The following is a 19901-nucleotide window of genomic DNA, read 5'->3' on the forward strand; positions in this document are numbered from 1 at the left end:
ACCGTTTTAGCCCGATTTGAAGGGCTTTTTTCCAAAAAATATGAGCGAAGAAAAAGCGAAAAATCCAGCAGAGTACGGAGCTGGGAATATCCAAGTTCTCGAAGGTTTGGAAGCTGTAAGAAAGCGACCGGCTATGTATATCGGAGATGTCGGGGTCAAAGGGCTTCACCATCTGATTTGGGAGGTAGTAGATAACTCCATCGATGAGGCTTTGGCTGGTCATTGCGATACGATCCATGTGACGGTTCACGAAGATAATTCGATCACCGTAGAAGACAATGGGCGGGGCATTCCTACCGATATGCATGAAAAAGAAAAGCGTTCTGCCCTGGAGGTAGTGTTGACAGTACTCCATGCGGGGGGAAAATTTGACAAAGATACCTATAAGGTTTCCGGTGGCCTTCACGGAGTTGGGGTTTCCTGCGTGAATGCGCTTTCTACTGATCTCAAAGCCACCGTATATCGAAATGGAGTGATTACCCAACAGGAGTTTAAGATTGGCGTGCCTCAATACCCAGCCAAGCAAATAGGCACTACAGACAAGCGGGGAACGGTGATCCATTTCAAGCCTGATTCGAGCATTTTTGCCATTACCGAATTTAAATACGAAACGATTGCCAACCGTCTTCGGGAAATGGCATTTTTGAATGCAGGGATTCGGATTACACTCAAAGACTTACGCGAGATAGAGGATGATGGCAATCCGAAATCAGATGAATTTTTCTCAGAGGGTGGCCTTGTAGAGTTTGTCCAATACTTGGATGAAACGCGAGAAAAAATCATTGCGGAACCCATTTATATCGAAGCATTGGACCAAGAAGTACCGGTCCAAGTGGCAATGAATTACAATAATTCCTACACAGAAAATGTAGTGTCTTATGTAAACACCATCAATACCTATGAAGGGGGATCTCATGTCACTGGATTTAGAAGGGCACTTACCCGAACTTTGAAATCTTATGCGGATAAATCCGGGATGCTGGACAAGCTCAAAATTGAGGTTTCCGGAGATGATTTTAGAGAGGGGCTAACCGCAGTAATTTCTGTTAAAGTAGCCGAACCACAATTTGAAGGTCAGACCAAAACCAAACTTGGAAACTCCGATGTTGTCGGGGCGGTAGATTCAGCAGTTTCAGAGACGCTTCAATCCTGGCTTGAAGAACATCCCAAAGAAGCTAAAATTATTGTCGGAAAGGTAATTCTTGCCGCTCAGGCACGTCATGCTGCACGGAAAGCGCGAGAAATGGTCCAGCGAAAGAATGTTCTCGGAGGGGGTGGACTTCCCGGGAAACTGGCAGATTGTGCCAATAGCGACCCTACAGTATGTGAGCTTTACTTGGTGGAAGGGGACTCTGCAGGAGGCTCTGCCAAGCAAGGTCGTGATCGTGATTTTCAAGCGATCTTACCTTTGAAGGGAAAGATTCTCAACGTAGAAAAAGCCCATGAGCATAAAATCTACGATAATGATGAAATCAAAAACATCTTAACGGCCTTAGGGGTTAAATTTGGAACTGCCAATGACGATAAGGAACTTGATCTGTCCGGTCTTAGGTACCACAAAGTCATCATCATGACCGATGCTGATATTGATGGATCGCATATTCGTACGCTGATTCTAACCTTGTTTTTCCGATACATGCGAAGCTTGATTGAAAACGGTTACGTTTACATCGCACTTCCTCCATTGTATTTATTGAAAAAGGGGAAAGATGAACGCTACTGCTGGACCGAAGAGGAGCGAAAAGTACTCGTTAAGGAAATGGCAAAAGACGGAAAAGAAGACTCAGTAGGTATTCAGCGTTACAAAGGTCTTGGAGAAATGAACCCCGAGCAGCTTTGGACGACTACCATGGATCCTAATATGCGAACAATCAAGCAAGTCAATATTGAGTCAGCAGCTGAAGCAGATCATCTTTTCAGTATGTTGATGGGAGATGAAGTGGCGCCTCGAAGGGACTTTATCGAGAAAAATGCCAAATATGCTAAAATCGATACCTAATAGAAATGAGGCTGTCTCATTAGCCTAAATTATTACCTTGATCAGCTGACCAACAAGAGTTGGAGTCACAAGGGGGCCTAATTGTTAAAATTGGCTCATTGATTCGCTCGGTTTGGCCAGGATGGATTACTTTTGAGACAGCCTTTTTTCTTTTGCCAATAAACAGCTCAGCAGCTTTTACCTCAAGCCTGATTATTTAAAATTTGAGACAAATGAAACTGGAAGTAGGAGACAGATACGATTCGGTAATTCAGAATAGTGACTTGGTCAGTAGAGACCTGAGTTGGTTGAAATTCAATGAACGAGTCCTCGATCAGGCAAAAAAACATCACCGTACCGTTTTTGAAAAGCTGAAGTTTTTGGCCATTACGGCCTCCAACTTAGATGAGTTTTTTATGATTCGGGTCGGTTCCCTCTATAATTACCTGGATTACGATAAAGAACGAATCGATTATTCGGGTTTGCGAGAGGAGCCTTTCAAGTCACGCTTGATGAAAGATTGTCAGGTTTTTCATCAAGATCAGCATCATCATTTCACCCAACAAGTTTTACCCCAACTTCACCAAGAGGGTACGCTGCTTTGCAATACTTCGAAGCTTTCAACCGAAGAGCAAGAAAAAGTCACCCAATATTTTCAACGGGCAATTTATCCGATGTTGACCCCGATGGTTTACGATGGATATCGAACCTTTCCGATTTTAATGAATAAACTACTGGTTTTTGGGGTAGTAACCACCAGCCCAGGGGAACGAAAAGATATGCGAAAGCTTAGCTTTGTTCAGATCCCGGCAAATATTCCACGGTTTTTTGAGGTTGAGCGGGATGGGGCCCTTTTATTGATTCCTATCGAAGAAGTAATTCGGGAAAATATCGTTTCCCTTTTCAGAAATGTGGAAATCGAAGCGGTCAGCCTGTTTAGAATAACCCGAAACGGGGATTTTACCCTGGAGGAAAGTGAGGATATGGATGCAAACTTTCTGGAGGAAGTGAAGCGGAAATTGATGGAGCGAAAAACTGGGCGGGTAGTTCGGATAGAAATTGAAGAAGGATATAGCAAATGGATGCTCAATTCCCTGCTGGAGCGCTGGAATCTAAAAATGGATTCGGTTTTTTTAGTAAAGCGAAGCAGCATGATCGATTTTACGGGTTTATGGCAAATTGTTGGAAACAAGAAGTTTCGGGATCGATTGCCACAGATTCCTGAGCCGGTAAAACCCCTATCTTATCAGGAGGAAGGGAGAGCTGACATTTTTGAGATTCTGAAGGAAAAGGATATTCTCCTTCACCATCCCTATAACAACATTGAACCGATCTTGGATTTGATCGAAAAAGCTGCCGAAGATCCCGACGTAATGGCTATAAAAATGACCATTTACCGTCTGGCAAAGGAAAGTCGAATCACTAAAGCTTTGCTCCGGGCAGCCGAAAATGGTAAGCATGTCTCAGTTTTATTTGAGGTAAAGGCACGGTTTGATGAGGAAAACAATATTCGGGAAGCCAAAAAACTTCAAAAAGCCGGTTGCTTTGTGATTTATGGGATTACCCATTTAAAAACACATACCAAGCTTCTTTTGATTGTGAAAAAAGATAGTAACGAAATTACACGTTTTGTGCATTTGGGATCTGGGAATTACAATGAAGATACCTCAAGGCTTTACACGGACATTGGTTTGATGACCACCAATGAAGTTCTGGCAAATGACGTTTCTGAATTCTTTAATGTCATTACCGGTCACAGCATGCCCAGTCAGTATAAAAATTTGATTACCGCTCCGCGAGATATGCGAAATCAACTGATTGAATTTATTGAGCAAGAAGCAGAGAATGCCCGAAATGGATTGCCAAGTGGGATCTTTATCAAAGTGAATTCCTTGGAAGATTCTGAAATTATCTATGCGCTTTATCGGGCCTCTCAGTCTGGAGTGACCATCAAATTGATTGTGAGGGGGATTTGTTGTCTTCGGCCAGGAAGACAGGGGTTAAGTGAAAATATCGAGGTCATATCCATTGTGGGGGATTTTTTAGAGCATTCGAGAATTTATCATTTTCACAATAATGGTCAAACCCGAACCTATGCGGGAAGTGCAGATATGATGGTTCGTAGTTTTGATAAGCGCTTGGAGTCTCTATTCAAAGTGGATGCCCCACTTTTGGAAAAACAACTGATGAATATTTTAGCATTTAACCTTCGGGATAATGTAAATGCTTATGTAATGCAGGAAGATGGGTCTTATCTTCCCAAGTCACCCAAAGAAGGGGAAGAGGTGTTTAATGTACACCAAGAGTTTTTTAATTTGGATCCCGAAAAAGTAGCACAAGTCCAATTGGTGGGATAGAAAAAAGGCGGAGCAGAAAAATTGCTCAGCCTTTTTTTATTACTTCTTTTTTACTCCTATACCAATCAAAATGGCTCCAGTTACTAATACAATTCCACCTGCATAAGTTGGCCACTGGATGGACCGCTCTTTGTCGGCATTGACTTCAATAGGACCAGCATCAATGACCGTTTCTTCAGTAGTAAAACTAATGCCGGACATCAAAAGCATGATGATGCCAGCCACAACCAATACAATTCCAAAAATTTTCATAGGATTTGGGATTTAGTAAATAAATTGAATTACTCGAATATAACCATTTTTAAAATGGATAGAGTAGTGGAATCAACCAAATGGCCAAAACCCAAAAGATTATATTGAGGGGGCTGCCGACGATGAGGTAGTCTTTGAACTTATAGTTTCCTGGATTGTAAATCATGGTATTGGTTTGGTATCCCATGGGCGTCATAAAACTGAGACTCGCCGCAAAAGTGACTGCCATCAAAAAAGGTCGACTTTCTACTCCGATATTATCAGCAATACTTATGGCTATTGGAGCTAAAATAGCAGCAGTGGCGTTATTTGACATCACATTGGTCAATAAAAAGGTCAGTCCAAATACTCCTGCCAAAACAGCTCTCGGTCCATATTCTCGGAGATTTTCAGTGATTAGATTCCCTAAAAATTCAGCTCCCCCCGTTTTTTCTAATGCTGCTCCCATGGATAAGACCCCGGCTAACATGAATATTACTTTCCAGTCAATCGCTTCATACGCTTCTTTGGGGTCTATAGAATTAAATAAAATCACTAAAACGGCCCCAGAAACTGCTGAAACAACGATAGGCAAAATGTTCAAGGCCGCCAATGCGATGACGGCAATCAAGGTGAAAAGTGTGAGCATACTTTGAACCTTGTTGATGTTTTTTACTTTGTTCTCGGTCAGAAGCAGTAAATCATTTTTCTTATCTAAGGAGTGAACCGATTCTTTCGGAGATCGCAATAAAAGAATATCTCCGGGGTTCAGCCGAGTTTTTTTGACCAAAGTATCCATAAGTCCTGGCCGATGCCTGATCCCCAACACTACCATTTCAGGTAAGAGGTTTCTAAAATTAAACGAATCCAGTGTTCGATTGATCAAGCGGGATTGTGGAGTAACCATGGCTTCGATGATTTTTTGGTCTTCATCCGTAAGGTTTTCCTGATTCCATTCCAGTTCCGTTTTCAGGCTGATGCCTTTTTCCTTTTTGATTTTTTCCAGTGCATTCTTTTCAATGGTGACTCGAATCAAATCCCCTTCCTGGATACTGCTATTGGGATAGACCCTGACTTTTTTTCCATCCGCCCGGACGATTTGTAGGATTTCAATCCCTAACTTTTTGAATATAGACTGTTTGAAAATGGGTTCGTCTAATTGTTCGAAGTCCTCGTTAATCATGATTTCAACAAGGTAATTTCCCAAATTAGTACTGTCACTTAGGTCAGAAGCAGATTTTCGTTTGGGAATCAACCATTTTCCAATGGTAAGAATATAAAGTATTCCCACCGCAAAAAAGACAATCCCTCCTTTGGTCATTTCAAAAACACCAAATTCGGGTAGTCCCTCGCGCTCAGCAATTCCACTGACCAGGATATTGGTTGAGGTTCCTAAAAGCGTACTTACTCCTCCCATCAATGCACCAAAAGATAACGGCATCAATAATTGAGAAACCGGGATCTCATTTTTTCTTCCCATTTGAATTACTGCGGGCATCAGAAGGGCCACCACCGCGGTATCGTTGATAAAAGCCGAGAGTAAACCAGAAACCAGCATAATGGTAAGCAGAAGAAAAAACGACCCACGCTCAGCTTGTCGGTTCATCAGCTGAATAAATGTGTCGAGCAGGCCGGTTTTAAGAATTGCTGCAGAAATTACAAACATGGCCCCGATGGTGATCGTGGCGTAATTTGAAAAGCCTGCCAAACCTTCCTTGATATCCAAAATCCCGGTGATCAAAAAAGTCACCATGACCAAAATGGAAACGGTGTCTATACTTAAACGTTCTGTGAAAAACAGGATCATTGCAACCCCGATTATTCCAAAAACTAAACCTATTTCAAAAGTCATGGATTTACATTTTATCGTATCGGCCTTTTCTGAGCTTTCTTCGTACTTTGAAATAATTAAAAAAACCAACAATCAAAAGAGCTGCTGAAAGCCCTAGGGATAAATAACCCAAATCACTAATATGAGCGAGGTTATTCACTTCAAATAGGGCTGTTCCACTGACCAGAAAGTACAAAGACGTCCGAATGTATGACAATAAAGTTCGGTCATTGGCCAAAGTTGTTCGCTGCCGGGCCAAAAAATCCCGCACAATCAGTTCATTTTCAAAGTCCTTTTCCATATTTGTAGTATTAATTTAATTACAAATTTAGCATACTATTTTATGAAGCGATTATTTTCTGTTATGATCCTGTTTTTGACCTTGGGACAGCTTAGCGCACAAGAGTCCGAAACCCAAGATACCACTTACTGGCTTAAAGAAATCGGCGGTGGACTGAATTTTAATCAAGGTTCTTTCAGTGGAAACTGGAAAGGAGGGGGAGTTAACTCAGTAGCCCTGGGCTTGTATCTCAATGGCCGAGCTAATTATAAGAAGGAAAAGTGGACTTGGGACAATTCCATGGATTTTATATACGGAATTGTTAAAAATCAAGGGGAAGATGCCCGCAAATCCAATGATCGGATTTTGTTAGACTCTAAAGTAGGGTATAGCGTTTCTGAAAAATGGAACGTCTTTTCTTCTTTAAATTTTCTTTCTCAATTTGCTCCAGGATATGATTTTGCTGATGGAGAGCGAACGCAGATTTCTAAGTTTGCGAATCCAGCATTTTTGACCTATGCGTTGGGTATGGAATATAAACCCAACAGCGAGTTTTTATTGCGTTTAGCTCCCTTTTCTCCACGATTAACTTTTGTAACTGATCCTAACCTCTATTTGAATGTGCCTGAAAATTACGGAGTACCGATCGGGGAAACGGTTCGAACCGAATGGTTGGCTTTCAGCTCATTGATGGAATGGAATAAAAAATTGTCAGACAATGTTGGACTTTTAATTCGCCATCAGCTTTTTGCCAATTACGAAACGTTCACTTTACGTGAAATGGATCATCGGTTGGATATAGCGTTGACTGCCAAAGTTTCCAATTTGATCAATGTATCCTTGACCAGTTTAAGTATCTATGATTTTGATCAAGACGATAAAATCCAATTTAGCCAGGGGCTTGCGTTAGGAATTGCGTTTAACCTGAGTACTTTTCCTAAAGATTAAATAAAATTTGGCAAATTTTTATTTTGTATTTTGTTTTGTTCAGAATTGTATTATTTTTGAATTCATTGTGGTAGTTAAATAATAGTTGGTTTAGTTTTCAAATAAAGGGCAGGAGATTTTCTCCTGCTTTTTTATTGTATTTCAGTTAAAGTGCAATTTTTTTGCTTTTTAAATCCAATTTCCATCTTAGTCCTTTCGAATGACCGGAAAATTTTATTTCTGATATTCTTTGATTCGTTCAATTGTGAAACAAAAGGAACGGGTTGGGTGAGGGATTGGTTTTCCCGATTTTTTGGTTTTACTATCTAGCTAAAGCAATGCTCGAATTTAAGAATCCTGCTCCAGGTTTAACTTGGCCAATGCATCTGATGAGATGTTCTATTCAGTTTTATAAAGCGGAGCGTAAAACCCACATGCCCCCATTTCCGGGGGCATGGTCTTCAGGCAATTGGAAGAATAGGGTTGGAAACCGGGTGAATTCTTCAGCATGCTTAGGCCATGTCCATGTTAGATGGTTTTAGGAAGACTAAAGAGAATTATTTGAACTTTATTTTTCCTACATTTTTTCCTACTTCCATTCCTTGAATTAAGCCAACTTCTATTCCTGATCGAAAATGGATTCCTCCGTATAGTCTAGACATAGCCGCTTCATCAGCAAACTCAAAGAATGAATTAAAACTTCTTGGTTTTCCATCTATATCCCCTCTTGAAACATGCATACTATCGGTAAAAGCATAGTTTTCGCCGAAAATATCAGTCAGAACTTGAGCGGATGCACCCGATTGAACCGAATGGCCAGAGGAATATTCAGGAAAGGGAGGGGTATCTAAGGGAATAGTCCACGTGTCATCTATATATCGATGGATGTAGGTAATTGGTCGGATTAAATTATAGGTGTATTTGGCATTCCAGCATGAAATAAATGCATCATTGATCGCAATTCCCAACTTTGCAATCGTTACAGCGCTCATTTCTAAATTAGCTTGTTCCTTTTTTAAAACTCCCAAAGCAATGGAAAAAGAATGGCCTCCTGGCGTTGAGGTTCGTTGAGGATCGTCCGACCAAAAATCAGCAATCGATTTTTGCGCAGGTGTTAAATTCTGTACAACATGGTAGACTTCATTGGCCTCCTCAAAAAATTGAGAGCCTATTTCTGTGGAAAAAGGTGGGGGTGGACCTGGCATGGTTCCTTCTTTATTTTCAATCAACCATATTCTCGCATCTTTCCAATAAGGTTGCAATGCAGGACTGAAATCAGGTAAAGTCGGTTCCCAAGATCCCGGAGTGGTAGGAGGGGTGTAGGAAGTTGGGAAATTATGGGCATACGCTTCGTGATAGGTATCCGAGTCTGCAAAATTTGCCATAGCATCTCCTACCAATGAGCCATAGGCAATGGATCTTTCTGCAACAGTAGGGTTTTCGGTGACGTATTTTGCTATCCAATCTGCCTCCATTTGAGAGATAGCTGCTTTATTTTCGCTACTTGCATTGGGAAAAACATTCTCCACAATTCTTGCCATGGCAGAGTTTGCTACCAAGTCCCAATTGTATTGCTCCCCCAGATTAGCTTTAGGTAGGGTACCCACAGGAAATGCATTGAGCTGACCTTGCAAGGTTTTATACTCCGGCATTCCAGGCAGGATACTTTCGTATAAACCGATACCGATGTAACCCATGGCTCGAGCGACAACAGGTGGAGAAAATCCAGGCGTATCCCTTGAAAGGGTTAAAATTAGTTCTCCCCAATCATATATTACATCGGAATTGTAGACTGAGGCATTCGGTGTGGTGACCTGTTCCGGTCCAGTGGTCGGGTCGCAGGAAATTAGAAGTAGGATCGATCCCAATAGGAAAAATTGGTATGTTAAAATTTTCTTCATTCTGGTTCTCTTTAAAATTGATTTTTTCTTCTTAGTGTGAGTTGGTGGTTTTTTAGTCAAGGCTCATGGCTTTTGTTTCGAATTTTTTTAAATGGTCCTGTATAACGCCGAAATAAATAGAAATGAAGTGATTTTTGATCTAACAATTGATAAACGGCCATATTCGGTTACTCTTCGTTGATGTTTTTAATCGATCTTAGCCTAAAGGAAGGATTTGCCTTTTTAGTAGGCCATCCCTCATTTAGGTTGCCTGCTTGGTCAACATTCAAAAAAGTTAAGACGGCTCCTTGATTTAATTCAAGAATAGGAATGTTGAAATCGAGCATGAGGTACCCGTCACACACCGGGATGATTAGAATTGCGAGATTCCATATGACCGCTAAAAAGCAAATTATAAACAGATGAAATCGAGCATGGCTAAAGCGACACACAGAGGGATGTTTATAATCAATGCGAAGATTCCATATGGCCTCTGAGAAACAAATTATAAACAGATGAAAAACTAGATAAAGTGAACCTCCTGCGATTATAGGAAGAAAAATGAGTAAGCTTAGGTGGAAAGGTATAGGGTGAAAATCCGACATTCTATCTTCAAAGCCTTACCAAAAGCTATTGGCTCAGATCCCTCCAAGCGAGAAGATTTTCAGGAACCAAGAATACTGCATTCTACACCGCAATTCTTGATTGGTATTTGTTTATGCCTGGTATTTTTGGTTTTTGAGACCAAACCTATCCTTTTCGAATTGCTGTGGATGGTAGAGGGTTTTTGAACTGTCGTTTTCTAGCTTGAAACGATGTTGAAACCAAGGTAAAAAAATGGCTAAAAGACAAAGGCCTATAAAAGCAACAAACCCGCCTAGGAGGCGGGTTTGGAAGGGTCAAAAGACCCTAGTGCACTCGGAAGGATTCGAACCCTCAACCCTCGGAGCCGAAATCCGATATTCTATCCAGTTGAACTACGAGTGCGTACTTTTATGCTTAGGCCTCCAGTACTGCTTGTACTTTCTCGGCAGCTTCTTTCAATGTAATAGCCGAAGAAACCTTCAATCCTGATTCATCAATGATCTTTGCACCTTCTTCAGCATTGGTTCCTTGTAGTCTTACAATAATTGGAACGCGAATATCGCCAATAGATTTGTAAGCTTCAACAACTCCGTTAGCAATTCTGTCACATCTTACGATTCCTCCGAAGACATTGATCAAAATCGCCTTGACATTCGGGTCTTTTAATATGATTCGGAAACCTGCTTCTACTGTCGTGGCATTTGCTCCTCCTCCTACATCCAGGAAGTTTGCAGGCTCACCTCCGGACAACTTAATCATATCCATGGTCGCCATAGCAAGTCCAGCGCCATTGACCATACAGCCGACATTTCCGTCAAGTTTCACATAGTTCAACCCAGATTCACCGGCTTCCACTTCTAAAGGATCTTCTTCAGCCAAATCTCTCAATTCAGCCAAATCTTTATGTCTGTAAAGTGCATTGTCATCAAGGTTAACTTTGGCATCAACAGCCAAAATCTTATCATCGGAAGTTTTTAATACTGGATTGATCTCAAATTGAGAAGAATCAGTAGCTTCATAGGCTCGATACAATGCGGTGATAAATTTCACCATTTCTTTGAAGGCATTTCCACTCAACCCTAATTTAAAGGCAACCTTTCGAGCTTGAAATCCTTGTAGTCCTACTTTAGGATCAATCCACTCCTTGATGATTTTCTCAGGAGTTTTCTCAGCAACTTCCTCGATATCCATTCCACCTTCTGTTGAGGCCATGATCACATTTGAACCAGTCGCTCTATCCAAAAGAATGGAAAGGTAATATTCTTTGGGTTCCGAATCGCCAGGGTAATACACGTCTTCGGCGATCAAAACTTTATTTACTTTTTTTCCTTCTGGACCTGTTTGATGGGTTACCAAGGTGCCTCCTAGAATATTTTTCGCTTTATCAGCTACTTCTTCCAATTTTTTGGCAAGCACAACTCCGTTGGAACCGGTCTCCTGAACTTTTCCTTTTCCGCGGCCGCCGGCATGGATTTGGGCTTTGATCACATACCAGGACGTTCCTGTTTGGGCATTTAGTTTGACAGCAGCCTCATGAGCCGACTCCGGAGAGTCCGCAACGATGCCTTCCTGAATTTTTACTCCGTAGCCTTTAAGTACTTCTTTAGCCTGATATTCGTGAATGTTCATCCGCTCAAAATTTTTGTGCGAAGTTAAGTGCTTCCAGTGGATAAATCAAACTCGTTAATTCTCTTTTTTCTCTAAAAAAGCGCTTAATTCAGGAAAATTATGGGCTTTTACCCATTCAAAAATTCTACTTTTGCAAGAATAAATTTCTTAACTATGCTGAAAGCCAATCAAATCCACAAGTCATACGGAGATCTTCATGTTTTGAAAGGAGTGGATTTAGAAATTCAATCTTCTGAGATTGTTTCTATCGTGGGTTCATCCGGTGCGGGCAAAAGTACCTTGCTTCATATTTTAGGTACTTTGGACAAAGCCGATGAGGGGGAGGTTTGGATGGATGGAAAAAGAGTTTCTCATATGAAAGGGGAGGAGCTTGCTGCGTTTAGAAATAGGCAGATAGGCTTTATTTTTCAATTTCACAATTTGCTTCCCGAGTTTACCGCACTGGAAAATATTCAAATCCCAGCTTTTATAAAAGGAGGCAGTCCCGCTGACTCTCAAAAAAAAGCTTCTCATTTGGCCGAGATGCTGGGGATTTCTGGCAGATTGGATCATAAGCCCTCTGCACTTTCTGGCGGTGAGCAGCAGCGAGTGGCTGTGGCCAGAGCACTGATTAATAATCCACAGGTGGTTTTTGCGGACGAACCCAGCGGAAATTTAGACTCAATCAATGCCAAACTTCTTCATGAGTTGTTTTTCACTCTGCGTAAGGAACTCAAACAAGCTTTCGTTATTGTAACCCACAATGAGGAACTCGCCGAGATGGCCGATCGAAAAGTGGTCATGCAAGATGGCTTGATCTTATGATTTGTGAAGTTGGTTGAGCATGTGGTCAATATGGGCTTTGGACTCGAATAAGTCTGAGAACGAGGCGACAACCTGATGATCCTGATCTAAAAGATAGGTGATTCGCTTGGGCATTTTGACCAGAGGGATCAAGGCATCGTAAGCTTTACATACTTTTCCCCTCGGGTCGGAAAGCAAATCGAAGGGAAGACTGAATTCCTTTTTGAATCGCTCATGGGTTTGAATATCATCGCGGCTGATTCCAACTACCGGTACATCCAACTCTCGAAAAGCTGCAAACTGATCTCTGAATTCACAAGCTTCTGCTGTGCACACTTTCGTATAGTCTTTAGGATAAAAATAAAGGACTATTGATTTTCCTTTAAAATCCTTACTTAACGTAATTTGTTTTCCTCCTGTACTTTTGAGTGTAAAATCTGGAGCAGAACTACCTGTTTTTAATGCCATAATGAGTAGCTAACTTCAAAAAATTCAAGATTGTTCCAATATAACTAGTCGATTTTAGAACTCTTTGGTGACAAATTGGATTTATCTTCTTTATTCATTAAAGACTAACGGAGTTTTGAAAATCACCAGTGTTCAATCCATGATTTTGGCAGGAATATTTTTTGCCTTAATGAATGTATCGGTTAAGTTCATCCCTGATATCCCCGCTATTGAGATTATTTTATTTCGATCCATTTTTAGTCTGGTTTTCAGTTTTTTGGTACTAAAAAGACAGGGTGTTCCTGTTATGGGAAATAATAAGAAGTTGCTGATTATCCGTGGGGTGGTCGGATCGATTGGGTTGATTTCTTTTTTTTACACCCTTCAAAAGATTCCGTTGGCAAGTGCGGTAACTATCCAATACCTGTCCCCGATATTTACCACTATTTTGGGGGTGTTTTTAGTTAAAGAGCGGGTCAAACCCATTCAATTGGTGTGGTTTGGGATTTCCTTTCTAGGGGTTTTTGTCCTGCAGGGTTTTGATCCGAGGGTTAATTTGTTTTACGGCATGATCGGAGTGATCTCGGCTTTGTTTTCTGGATTGGCTTATAATGTGATTCGTAAGCTCAAAAACACCGAACATCCGCTAGTGATTATTTTCTATTTCCCCTTAGTGACTTTGCCGATTGCCTCAGTGGTGAGTTATTTTACCTGGGTGCAGCCGGTGGGTTGGGATTGGTTAATTTTACTCTGGATAGGTATTTGTACACAAGCTGCCCAATATTTTATGACCGTTGCGTATCAAAATGCCAATGTGGCTAAAATTTCCAGTTTGAGTTACCTGGGGATTTTATACGCTTTATTCTTCGGATTTTTATTATTTGGCGAGACTTTTGGGGTGCTATCTTACCTTGGAATGGGGCTGGTTTTGCTAGGTATTTTATTAAATTTAAAAGAAAAGTAGGTGATGCGATTACATTTGCTCCAGTGGCTTCGACTCAGTAAAAAACGACCTGCATCGATGCGCCCTTTTCCAGCATTTTATGGATTGCTCTTTCTTTTGGTTCTTGTCGGAGTGAATGCCTGCGTTCAAGATTCTAGCAACCCTTCACAAGAATTTGATTGTGAGGATTTCGCCTATTCAGATACCCTGTTTTACATTTCTGCTACAGAAAATAGGCAGATTTCTCCGGTAAATGTCCTTGGAGGAGTTTTTTCAGTGAGTCCTGAGGGATTGGCAATCGATCCGAAATCAGGTGTCATTGATGTGAATGCCAGTGAAACCGGGTTGAAATATAAAATTAGCTTTACGCCTGAGGGGGAATCTGTATCCTGTGAGCAATTCGTTACCATTGGGGGAGTGAATTATGCCGACCGAGTATACATCCTGAATCAGAATCAAATTATTGCTTCACCTATTTATAATGGGGTACCCGGATTGCCACTGCCCTGTGAAGATGACGACGACGACGATGATGATGGGGATGACGATGATAGTTGTGAGTTTGACGCCGAAAATCCAAGCGGACAACTTTTGAAAGATTTGGGTTTTGAAATTGACAGTAAGGGGAATTTTGATTTGCAAAAAACTGTAGAAAATGGGACGTTTGGCTCTACGCCTATAAATGGTCAGATTTTAGATGTTGAATTATTTTACCAACTTCCTGACTTGAGTGGCTCGGCATTAAACTCCTTGCCTATGCGATTTTTTTATTACGAGACTTTAGCGGACGTTCCGCAAGAACTTTTGGATGATATTGAAGAAAAAAATGAGTTAATTAATGCACTTCGCTCTGGTAATTCGGCTAATTTTAGGACTTTGTCTACCACCAGGCCTGTTGGGAAACCACGACCTCCATTTGTGGTGATCGTGGCTCGATTTGAATAAGGGTTAGTCTGGTTTGAACGTCCTGCTGTGTATCGGTTGATGATTGTCGTTTTTATTTGGACTGTATCCCTGGGCCCAACTTGTTGCCTGGGTCAGGATTTTCTATCCCAGTTTCAAGAGGCTAACCGATTGTACGATTTACCCAAACCCACTGCTGAAGAGGATGAACGGGCGATTTCACTTTTTGAACAGATAATCCAATCCCAGCCGAGCAAGGAAAATATTGGCAAGTTGATTTTTGCACACGAACGACTCGGGAACCTGTATTTGGTTTATGGAAAATCAGAAAAAGGTGTGAATTCCTATCGTAAGGGCATTTTGCTGTCAGAAAGTTTTCAGGTCTCAGACTCTCTGGTCTATCAATCCCATCTTTATCTTGGCGAGGCTCTTTTTGCACTTGGTAAGTTGGACAGTTCCATTTATCATCTCAATCAGGCCGAGAAAATTCAAGCTTCATTTGAGCTCCAAGCCCAACCTGAGCGGTTATTCAATGCCTTGGGGGTTTATTATTTTGAAACTGGAAATTACATTCAAAGCATTTCCTATTTTTCGCAAGCAGAGTCATTGTTGGATGGATTGGAGGAAGAATATGCTCGCTATGCGCGCTATAGCTTTTTAAGTAATAAAGCCTCTGCACTTTACCATCTTGAAAAGTACGACAGTGCCCGAACGATTTATCAGAAATTACTCCATTGGGATATCAATACCGAACAGGTTTTTCTCAATTTGGCCAATACCTACCTGAAGGAATTCAAACCCGAAGAGGCTCTGATGATTTTAGATCGAATCCGATCAAAAAGCACAAGATCCTCACTTTCCTTCCAAAATCTTCGATCCAATGCACTGATTCAAAGTGGAGATTTGAATCAAGCTGAACAGCACCTTCTTCAGACTGAGAAAATTTTGGATAGCCTAGCCTTAACCCGCAAGAATATTCAAAAAGGCGTGTTTTTAGGTTTATGGGGTAAGTTGTATTTTGAAAGGGGCCAGGGTGAAAAAGCAGTAGATTTTTTCCATCAGGCCATCGTCGAGCTTCATCCCAATTTTTCTGAACGGGACTTTTTCACCAATCCACAAGAGTTTGAATTGGGCATGGCGTCTTTGTCACTTTTTGAATTCCTTGCCGAAAAGGCAAAAATTTCCTGGTCGCTGTATCGAGAAAATCGGGAGAAAAAATGGTTTGATTTAGGGAAAAATACCTATCAATCTGCATTTGAACTGGCAAGTTATATTGGGGGCAATTTTGATAATGATGAGGCACGAATATTTTTGGGGGATCAAGCGCTGGATGCCTACCGCGAAGCCATTCAGTTTTTAATGGAAATTGATGGGAAATCAAATCTGTTTTTGGCCTTCGAATGGGCCGAGCAAAGTAAGGCCAATGCACTGAGGTTAAATCGAGAATTTCAAAAACAGCAAAAGGAAATACGGATTCCCAATAACTTCAAACAAGAGGAAAGGAATCTACTTTATGCTATTTCTCGGGTGTATGAGGAATTGTTTTCAAGTGAAAATCCAGAGCGCCAAGCTCAGCTGGAAAGGGAGTATACCGAACTTCAAGTTTCCCTTTCCCGACTTCGGGAAAAGCAGCGAAACCTTTTGTCTAAAAGCGACTTAGTCTCTTCAGGTGATTTTAATTCTATTTTAAAACAGGTTCCTCGTGAGGTGACAATTTTTTCGATTTTTCAGGGAAAATCAGCAGTTTATTTATTTAAGTATGACCAAGGAAAACTGGAGACAAAAGAACTCAAATTGAGCAATCTCAATCTTAATCAATTGGGTGGATGGAGAGCTAAACTTCAAAGCTTGCCCGCTGGGGTTCGTTATCAAGCTCCAACGGTTTTGAAAGAATTTGCTTCCATTTTTTTGACAGGTTGGAACCGTGAGTTGACTAAAAAGGAGGTGCTGTTGATTAGCTCCCATGGTCTTTTTTCCGGGCTGCCCTTTGAGGTTTTTCCTTTTCAGAATGGGTTTTTGATTGAAAAGCATCCCATCGTCTATCAATTTTCGGTTTTTCAACTGGAGTCAAATGAACTTTCAGATTTTGAATTGGATAGGGTATTGGGCTTCGCCCCCTTTTCTGGAGAGGTCCCTGACTTTAATTCCGGATTGGAAATGCTGTATGGATCCGCCGAAGAGTTGGATTTATTTACAGGAAAGCGATTTTTAGGAAAAGAAGCGACGGTGAAAACTTTTTTGGATGAAAGTGACTCTGCTCGATATTTGCATTTGGCAACACATGCCAAAGCGTTTCCCGATGATCCCAATGCCTCTTTTATTGCATTTTTTCCTGAAAATCAGAATTTTCGTTTATTTTCCGAGGAGTTAAAGAATCAGAATTTTGAAAATCTCGAATTAGTTTATTTGAGTGCGTGCGAGACAGGAGGTGGACAACTTAGGGAGTCAGAGGGGACGATTAGTTTGGCTCGCAGTTTTATGCTCGCAGGTTCAGAGCAGGTAGTGACCACCTTGTGGTTGACCGAGGATCAGGTGGCCAATTATTTATCACAGAAATTTTATTTAGCACTAGCTTCCGGTGAATCTGCCGCTGAAGCTCTCCAGACTGCCAAATTGGAATTGCTCTCTGATCCCGAAATGGCCCAGTTTCATCACCCTGCTTTTTGGTCCAATACAGTATTAATCGGTCAGGTGGACAACCCCAAAGATGGATCGATCTGGGTGTGGTTGATCGGGTTGTTGGGACTTTTGATTTTAGGACTTTGGTTAGTCATTTGGTTTAGGAAAGAAACTAACATCAATTCCTAATTTTTTTTAGTCAAAAAAAATCCGGCAACGGTCGCTGCCGGATAGGATGGTTGAAATTAAGTTACTTAGTTCAATTTCAGTTCAATTTCGCTAGAGTCCTCGATTTTGTCTAGAACTTTTTCATAAATGTCCTCATTGGTGTTTCTGTTGATCACCAATACTCCATCGGTTAATTCTGCATTTTCCAACTCATCATTGTCAACCCCGATAAACCAGCCTTTTCCATCGATTTCCAAAAGAGCAAGAGGATTATTTACCCCATCCAAAAAGAAGAGTTCATCATCTTCAGCCTCTAACTCCACTTCAAAATCCAAGTCATCATCATCATCCCCAAATACCTCCAATCGGAAAGGGACGCTGCTGCCATCTGATTTGTTCACTATTCCTTCAAGGAAAATGGAAGGTTCATTATTGTGGTCGATCAGGTCAATTTCAAATTCGATTTGCTCATAATTTCCAGAGGGGATATTGAGAAAAAAGTCAACGCCAGGATCGAATTCGTTGAAATCAATTTTTTTGATTTCTGGAAATTTCAATTCGATTTCCCGTTCAAATTCACCGTTTTCATCTTCTCCTTCAGTTTCGAGCTCAATTTTCTTAATTTGAATAAATCCGGATTCAATAGTTAATCCGGTTGCTGTCATCCGTGCATTGGAGCTGCCGGAGTTTGCAAGTTGTACCCCAAATCCAATTCGGACATCGCCCTCACCGATGATCACCGGGTCCTCTTGGTTGGTACATGAAAACAAAGAAGTCATTGCGATAGCGCTCAAAAGGGAAAATTTTTGTAAGTGTTTCATAGTTTTTGTTGGTTTATCTCTTGGTCGTATCCATTTGCAAAAATGTAACCAGCTTTTGGGTTTTATTTTTGAAAAAGAGAAATTAAAATTTCATCCCTCTTAAAATCAGTATTTTAAATTCATGATTTTGACCTTCCATTCATCCCACCGTGAGAGATTGCCACGATAGCTGTGATTGGGATCTCTTAGAATTTGTTGAATTTCTTTTTGGGCTTCTTCAAAATTTCCAGTCATCACAAAGGCTTTGACCAAATAAAAGTCAACTTCATCTTCATAAAGCATCGAATCTGACTCTTGGTTTTGGATTCGGACAGCCTGTAGGAGTTGGATAGCCTGTGGGCCATTTTCGATTTCCAATGCAGCCATGGCAGCCAAGAAAGTGGATTTTTGGGAAGGGGCAGTTTGCCTTTGATGCAGCGATAGTACGGACTCAAACTTCTCACGACGATAGGCTTGTTCCATTTCTGAAAGCTCGATCGTTCCCCGGGTCACCGGAACCCTGTAGCGGATAGATTTTGATTCCAGAAATGACTCTGGGCTCGTGCTCATTACTACTAAGATCAGGGCACCGATTAAGAAAAATACTAAGCTTGCTGCAATCCTTCCCAGCCAAGAACCCAAAAATACCTGTTTGACTTGAAGGTTTTCAGGTTTTCGATTTTGAAGGTAAGTTCGCTGTGCGAGTTTAATATCATCCTGCCAGCCAGATAACCGGATGCTTTTTAGGGCCAGCTCCAAAATTGCCAATTGCCTTTTCAACTCCTCATCTTGTTCTAACGCTTCTTGGATTTGTCGTTGTTGCTCCGAATTTGCTGTTCCATGGAGGTAAGCTTCCAGCTGTTCCAGGTCATATTGATTATTCATGGCGAAGTGCTTTTTTCAAATTAGAAGAGATTTCGGGGGAATTAGTAACCGAGTCGGTCAAGGCTTTGAGGCATTTGTATTTTTTATTTCGAAGTACCTGCTCCGAGCTAAATTCCAACTTTACGCAAATCTCTTTCAAAGGGAGATCCTCATAATAAAAGAGAGTCAAGATGGTTTTGCAAGCTTCTCCTAGCTGACTGAATAGTTTCATAACAAAATGAATATTTTCTTGTTGACTCAGGGTTTCACTGATGTCGGATTCCCACCGATTGGATTGGGATTGATATTTTTCATGTCGCTGACTAGTTGCTTTTCGTTTTCGAATCTCGCTGATCCACAAATTTTTAAGAATACTGTAGAGGTAGGTTTTGATACTGGCTTCTCCTCTGAATTTACCCTCTTCAATTAAGCGCACGAAAACCAGCATGACCTCCTGGATGATATCGGCTGCATCAGCTTCCGAACCTGAATTTTTGATCACGTAGTGCGTCATGATTTCATAGTATTGCATATAAAGCTGATTAAGTGCAAGGTTTTGATTCTTTTTCTCTCGAATCATAGCGCTGATTTCTTGGTCAGTAAATAGTTTTTTTTGCTTCATGAACAGGTTCCTGAATAGGTCGATACTGTAGGGAAAATTGTAATCTCAATTTGG

16 protein-coding genes and 1 tRNA gene are annotated in these 19901 nt (G+C 41.1%); 7 read left to right on the top strand and 10 right to left on the bottom strand.

The annotated features are described in order from the left end of the window. Positions 1–40 precede the first annotated feature (40 nt). A complete protein-coding gene (gene gyrB / locus Q0L00_RS00100) occupies positions 41–1999 on the top strand; it encodes a DNA topoisomerase (ATP-hydrolyzing) subunit B (protein ID WP_297334817.1) in 1959 nt (652 codons plus the stop codon). A 212-nt stretch (positions 2000–2211) separates the two neighbouring features. After that, on the top strand, positions 2212–4335 hold the full coding sequence (ppk1, locus tag Q0L00_RS00105) for a polyphosphate kinase 1 (RefSeq protein WP_297334818.1): 2124 nt from the start codon (positions 2212–2214) through the stop codon (positions 4333–4335). Between the two features lie 39 nt (positions 4336–4374). Here ppk1 and Q0L00_RS00110 read toward each other — a convergent pair whose 3' ends face one another. From Q0L00_RS00110 to Q0L00_RS00120, 3 genes are read right to left on the bottom strand one after another with little or no spacing between them, the layout of a single operon-like run. Continuing rightward, positions 4375–4587, bottom strand: a complete 213-nt coding sequence (locus tag Q0L00_RS00110) for a hypothetical protein (RefSeq protein ID WP_297334819.1) — start codon at positions 4585–4587, stop codon at positions 4375–4377. Positions 4588–4636: 49 nt separating this feature from the next. Next, positions 4637–6418, bottom strand: a complete 1782-nt coding sequence (locus Q0L00_RS00115) for an SLC13 family permease (RefSeq protein WP_297334820.1) — start codon at positions 6416–6418, stop codon at positions 4637–4639. 4 nt (positions 6419–6422) lie between these two features. Further along, positions 6423–6698 carry a DUF202 domain-containing protein gene (locus tag Q0L00_RS00120; protein ID WP_297334821.1) on the bottom strand — a complete coding sequence of 92 codons (276 nt, stop codon included), beginning with the start codon at positions 6696–6698 and terminating at the stop codon, positions 6423–6425. Between the two features lie 42 nt (positions 6699–6740). Here Q0L00_RS00120 and Q0L00_RS00125 point away from each other — a divergent pair, with 42 nt between their 5' ends. Next, the gene (locus tag Q0L00_RS00125; protein ID WP_297334822.1) at positions 6741–7625 is read left to right on the top strand and encodes a DUF3078 domain-containing protein; all 885 of its coding nucleotides are present in this window, start codon (positions 6741–6743) and stop codon (positions 7623–7625) included. A gap of 536 nt (positions 7626–8161) precedes the next feature. Here Q0L00_RS00125 and Q0L00_RS00130 read toward each other — a convergent pair. From Q0L00_RS00130 to sucC, 3 genes are all read right to left on the bottom strand, one after another. Further along, complete coding sequence (locus Q0L00_RS00130; RefSeq protein ID WP_297334823.1) at positions 8162–9505, bottom strand: vanadium-dependent haloperoxidase; 1344 nt, start codon at positions 9503–9505, stop codon at positions 8162–8164. A gap of 892 nt (positions 9506–10397) precedes the next feature. Then, a tRNA-Arg gene (locus tag Q0L00_RS00135) sits at positions 10398–10471 on the bottom strand. 12 nt (positions 10472–10483) lie between these two features. Next, complete coding sequence (sucC, locus tag Q0L00_RS00140; RefSeq protein WP_297334824.1) at positions 10484–11698, bottom strand: ADP-forming succinate--CoA ligase subunit beta; 1215 nt, start codon at positions 11696–11698, stop codon at positions 10484–10486. Positions 11699–11851: 153 nt separating this feature from the next. Between sucC and Q0L00_RS00145 the strand changes: the two genes are divergently transcribed. Next, positions 11852–12502, top strand: a complete 651-nt coding sequence (locus Q0L00_RS00145) for an ABC transporter ATP-binding protein (protein WP_297334825.1) — start codon at positions 11852–11854, stop codon at positions 12500–12502. Here Q0L00_RS00145 and Q0L00_RS00150 read toward each other — a convergent pair. Then, positions 12497–12949 carry a peroxiredoxin gene (locus tag Q0L00_RS00150; RefSeq protein WP_297334826.1) on the bottom strand — a complete coding sequence of 151 codons (453 nt, stop codon included), beginning with the start codon at positions 12947–12949 and terminating at the stop codon, positions 12497–12499. The two genes, Q0L00_RS00145 and Q0L00_RS00150, sit on opposite strands and share 6 nt — an antisense overlap. A gap of 139 nt (positions 12950–13088) precedes the next feature. On the opposite strand from Q0L00_RS00150, the gene Q0L00_RS00155 reads away from it, so the two are divergent. The 3 genes from Q0L00_RS00155 to Q0L00_RS00165 are packed head-to-tail and all read left to right on the top strand — an operon-like array spanning position 13089 to position 17582. Next, the gene (locus Q0L00_RS00155) at positions 13089–13892 is read left to right on the top strand and encodes a DMT family transporter (RefSeq protein ID WP_297334999.1); all 804 of its coding nucleotides are present in this window, start codon (positions 13089–13091) and stop codon (positions 13890–13892) included. A 3-nt stretch (positions 13893–13895) separates the two neighbouring features. Continuing rightward, positions 13896–14816, top strand: coding sequence for a hypothetical protein (locus tag Q0L00_RS00160; protein ID WP_297334827.1), 921 nt, complete (start codon positions 13896–13898; stop codon positions 14814–14816). Between the two features lie 27 nt (positions 14817–14843). After that, positions 14844–17582 carry a CHAT domain-containing protein gene (locus tag Q0L00_RS00165; protein ID WP_297334828.1) on the top strand — a complete coding sequence of 913 codons (2739 nt, stop codon included), beginning with the start codon at positions 14844–14846 and terminating at the stop codon, positions 17580–17582. 65 nt (positions 17583–17647) lie between these two features. Here the strand turns inward: Q0L00_RS00165 and Q0L00_RS00170 are convergent, their stop codons facing one another. The 3 genes from Q0L00_RS00170 to Q0L00_RS00180 all read right to left on the bottom strand — a co-directional run bounded on the left by Q0L00_RS00170 (position 17648) and on the right by Q0L00_RS00180 (position 19847). Then, the gene (locus Q0L00_RS00170; RefSeq protein WP_297334829.1) at positions 17648–18382 is read right to left on the bottom strand and encodes a hypothetical protein; all 735 of its coding nucleotides are present in this window, start codon (positions 18380–18382) and stop codon (positions 17648–17650) included. A 105-nt stretch (positions 18383–18487) separates the two neighbouring features. Next, positions 18488–19246 carry a hypothetical protein gene (locus Q0L00_RS00175; RefSeq protein ID WP_297334830.1) on the bottom strand — a complete coding sequence of 253 codons (759 nt, stop codon included), beginning with the start codon at positions 19244–19246 and terminating at the stop codon, positions 18488–18490. Further along, positions 19239–19847, bottom strand: coding sequence for a sigma-70 family RNA polymerase sigma factor (locus Q0L00_RS00180; RefSeq protein WP_297334831.1), 609 nt, complete (start codon positions 19845–19847; stop codon positions 19239–19241). The genes Q0L00_RS00175 and Q0L00_RS00180 overlap by 8 nt, the downstream gene beginning before the upstream one ends. Between the last annotated feature and the right edge of the window lie 54 nt (positions 19848–19901).

It is taken from the genome of Algoriphagus sp., from assembly GCF_024305035.1.
In the GTDB taxonomy this organism is placed as follows: Bacteria; Bacteroidota; Bacteroidia; order Cytophagales; family Cyclobacteriaceae; genus Algoriphagus.

Coding starts and splice junctions, on each gene's coding strand:
- gyrB (WP_297334817.1), top strand. CDS start 41: ATGAGCGAAGAAAAAGCGAAAAATCCAGCAGAGTACGGAGCTGGGAAT.
- ppk1 (WP_297334818.1), top strand. CDS start 2,212: ATGAAACTGGAAGTAGGAGACAGATACGATTCGGTAATTCAGAATAGT.
- Q0L00_RS00110 (WP_297334819.1), bottom strand. CDS start 4,587: ATGAAAATTTTTGGAATTGTATTGGTTGTGGCTGGCATCATCATGCTT.
- Q0L00_RS00115 (WP_297334820.1), bottom strand. CDS start 6,418: ATGACTTTTGAAATAGGTTTAGTTTTTGGAATAATCGGGGTTGCAATG.
- Q0L00_RS00120 (WP_297334821.1), bottom strand. CDS start 6,698: ATGGAAAAGGACTTTGAAAATGAACTGATTGTGCGGGATTTTTTGGCC.
- Q0L00_RS00125 (WP_297334822.1), top strand. CDS start 6,741: ATGAAGCGATTATTTTCTGTTATGATCCTGTTTTTGACCTTGGGACAG.
- Q0L00_RS00130 (WP_297334823.1), bottom strand. CDS start 9,505: ATGAAGAAAATTTTAACATACCAATTTTTCCTATTGGGATCGATCCTA.
- sucC (WP_297334824.1), bottom strand. CDS start 11,698: ATGAACATTCACGAATATCAGGCTAAAGAAGTACTTAAAGGCTACGGA.
- Q0L00_RS00145 (WP_297334825.1), top strand. CDS start 11,852: ATGCTGAAAGCCAATCAAATCCACAAGTCATACGGAGATCTTCATGTT.
- Q0L00_RS00150 (WP_297334826.1), bottom strand. CDS start 12,949: ATGGCATTAAAAACAGGTAGTTCTGCTCCAGATTTTACACTCAAAAGT.
- Q0L00_RS00155 (WP_297334999.1), top strand. CDS start 13,089: ATGATTTTGGCAGGAATATTTTTTGCCTTAATGAATGTATCGGTTAAG.
- Q0L00_RS00160 (WP_297334827.1), top strand. CDS start 13,896: ATGCGATTACATTTGCTCCAGTGGCTTCGACTCAGTAAAAAACGACCT.
- Q0L00_RS00170 (WP_297334829.1), bottom strand. CDS start 18,382: ATGAAACACTTACAAAAATTTTCCCTTTTGAGCGCTATCGCAATGACT.
- Q0L00_RS00175 (WP_297334830.1), bottom strand. CDS start 19,246: ATGAATAATCAATATGACCTGGAACAGCTGGAAGCTTACCTCCATGGA.
- Q0L00_RS00180 (WP_297334831.1), bottom strand. CDS start 19,847: ATGAAGCAAAAAAAACTATTTACTGACCAAGAAATCAGCGCTATGATT.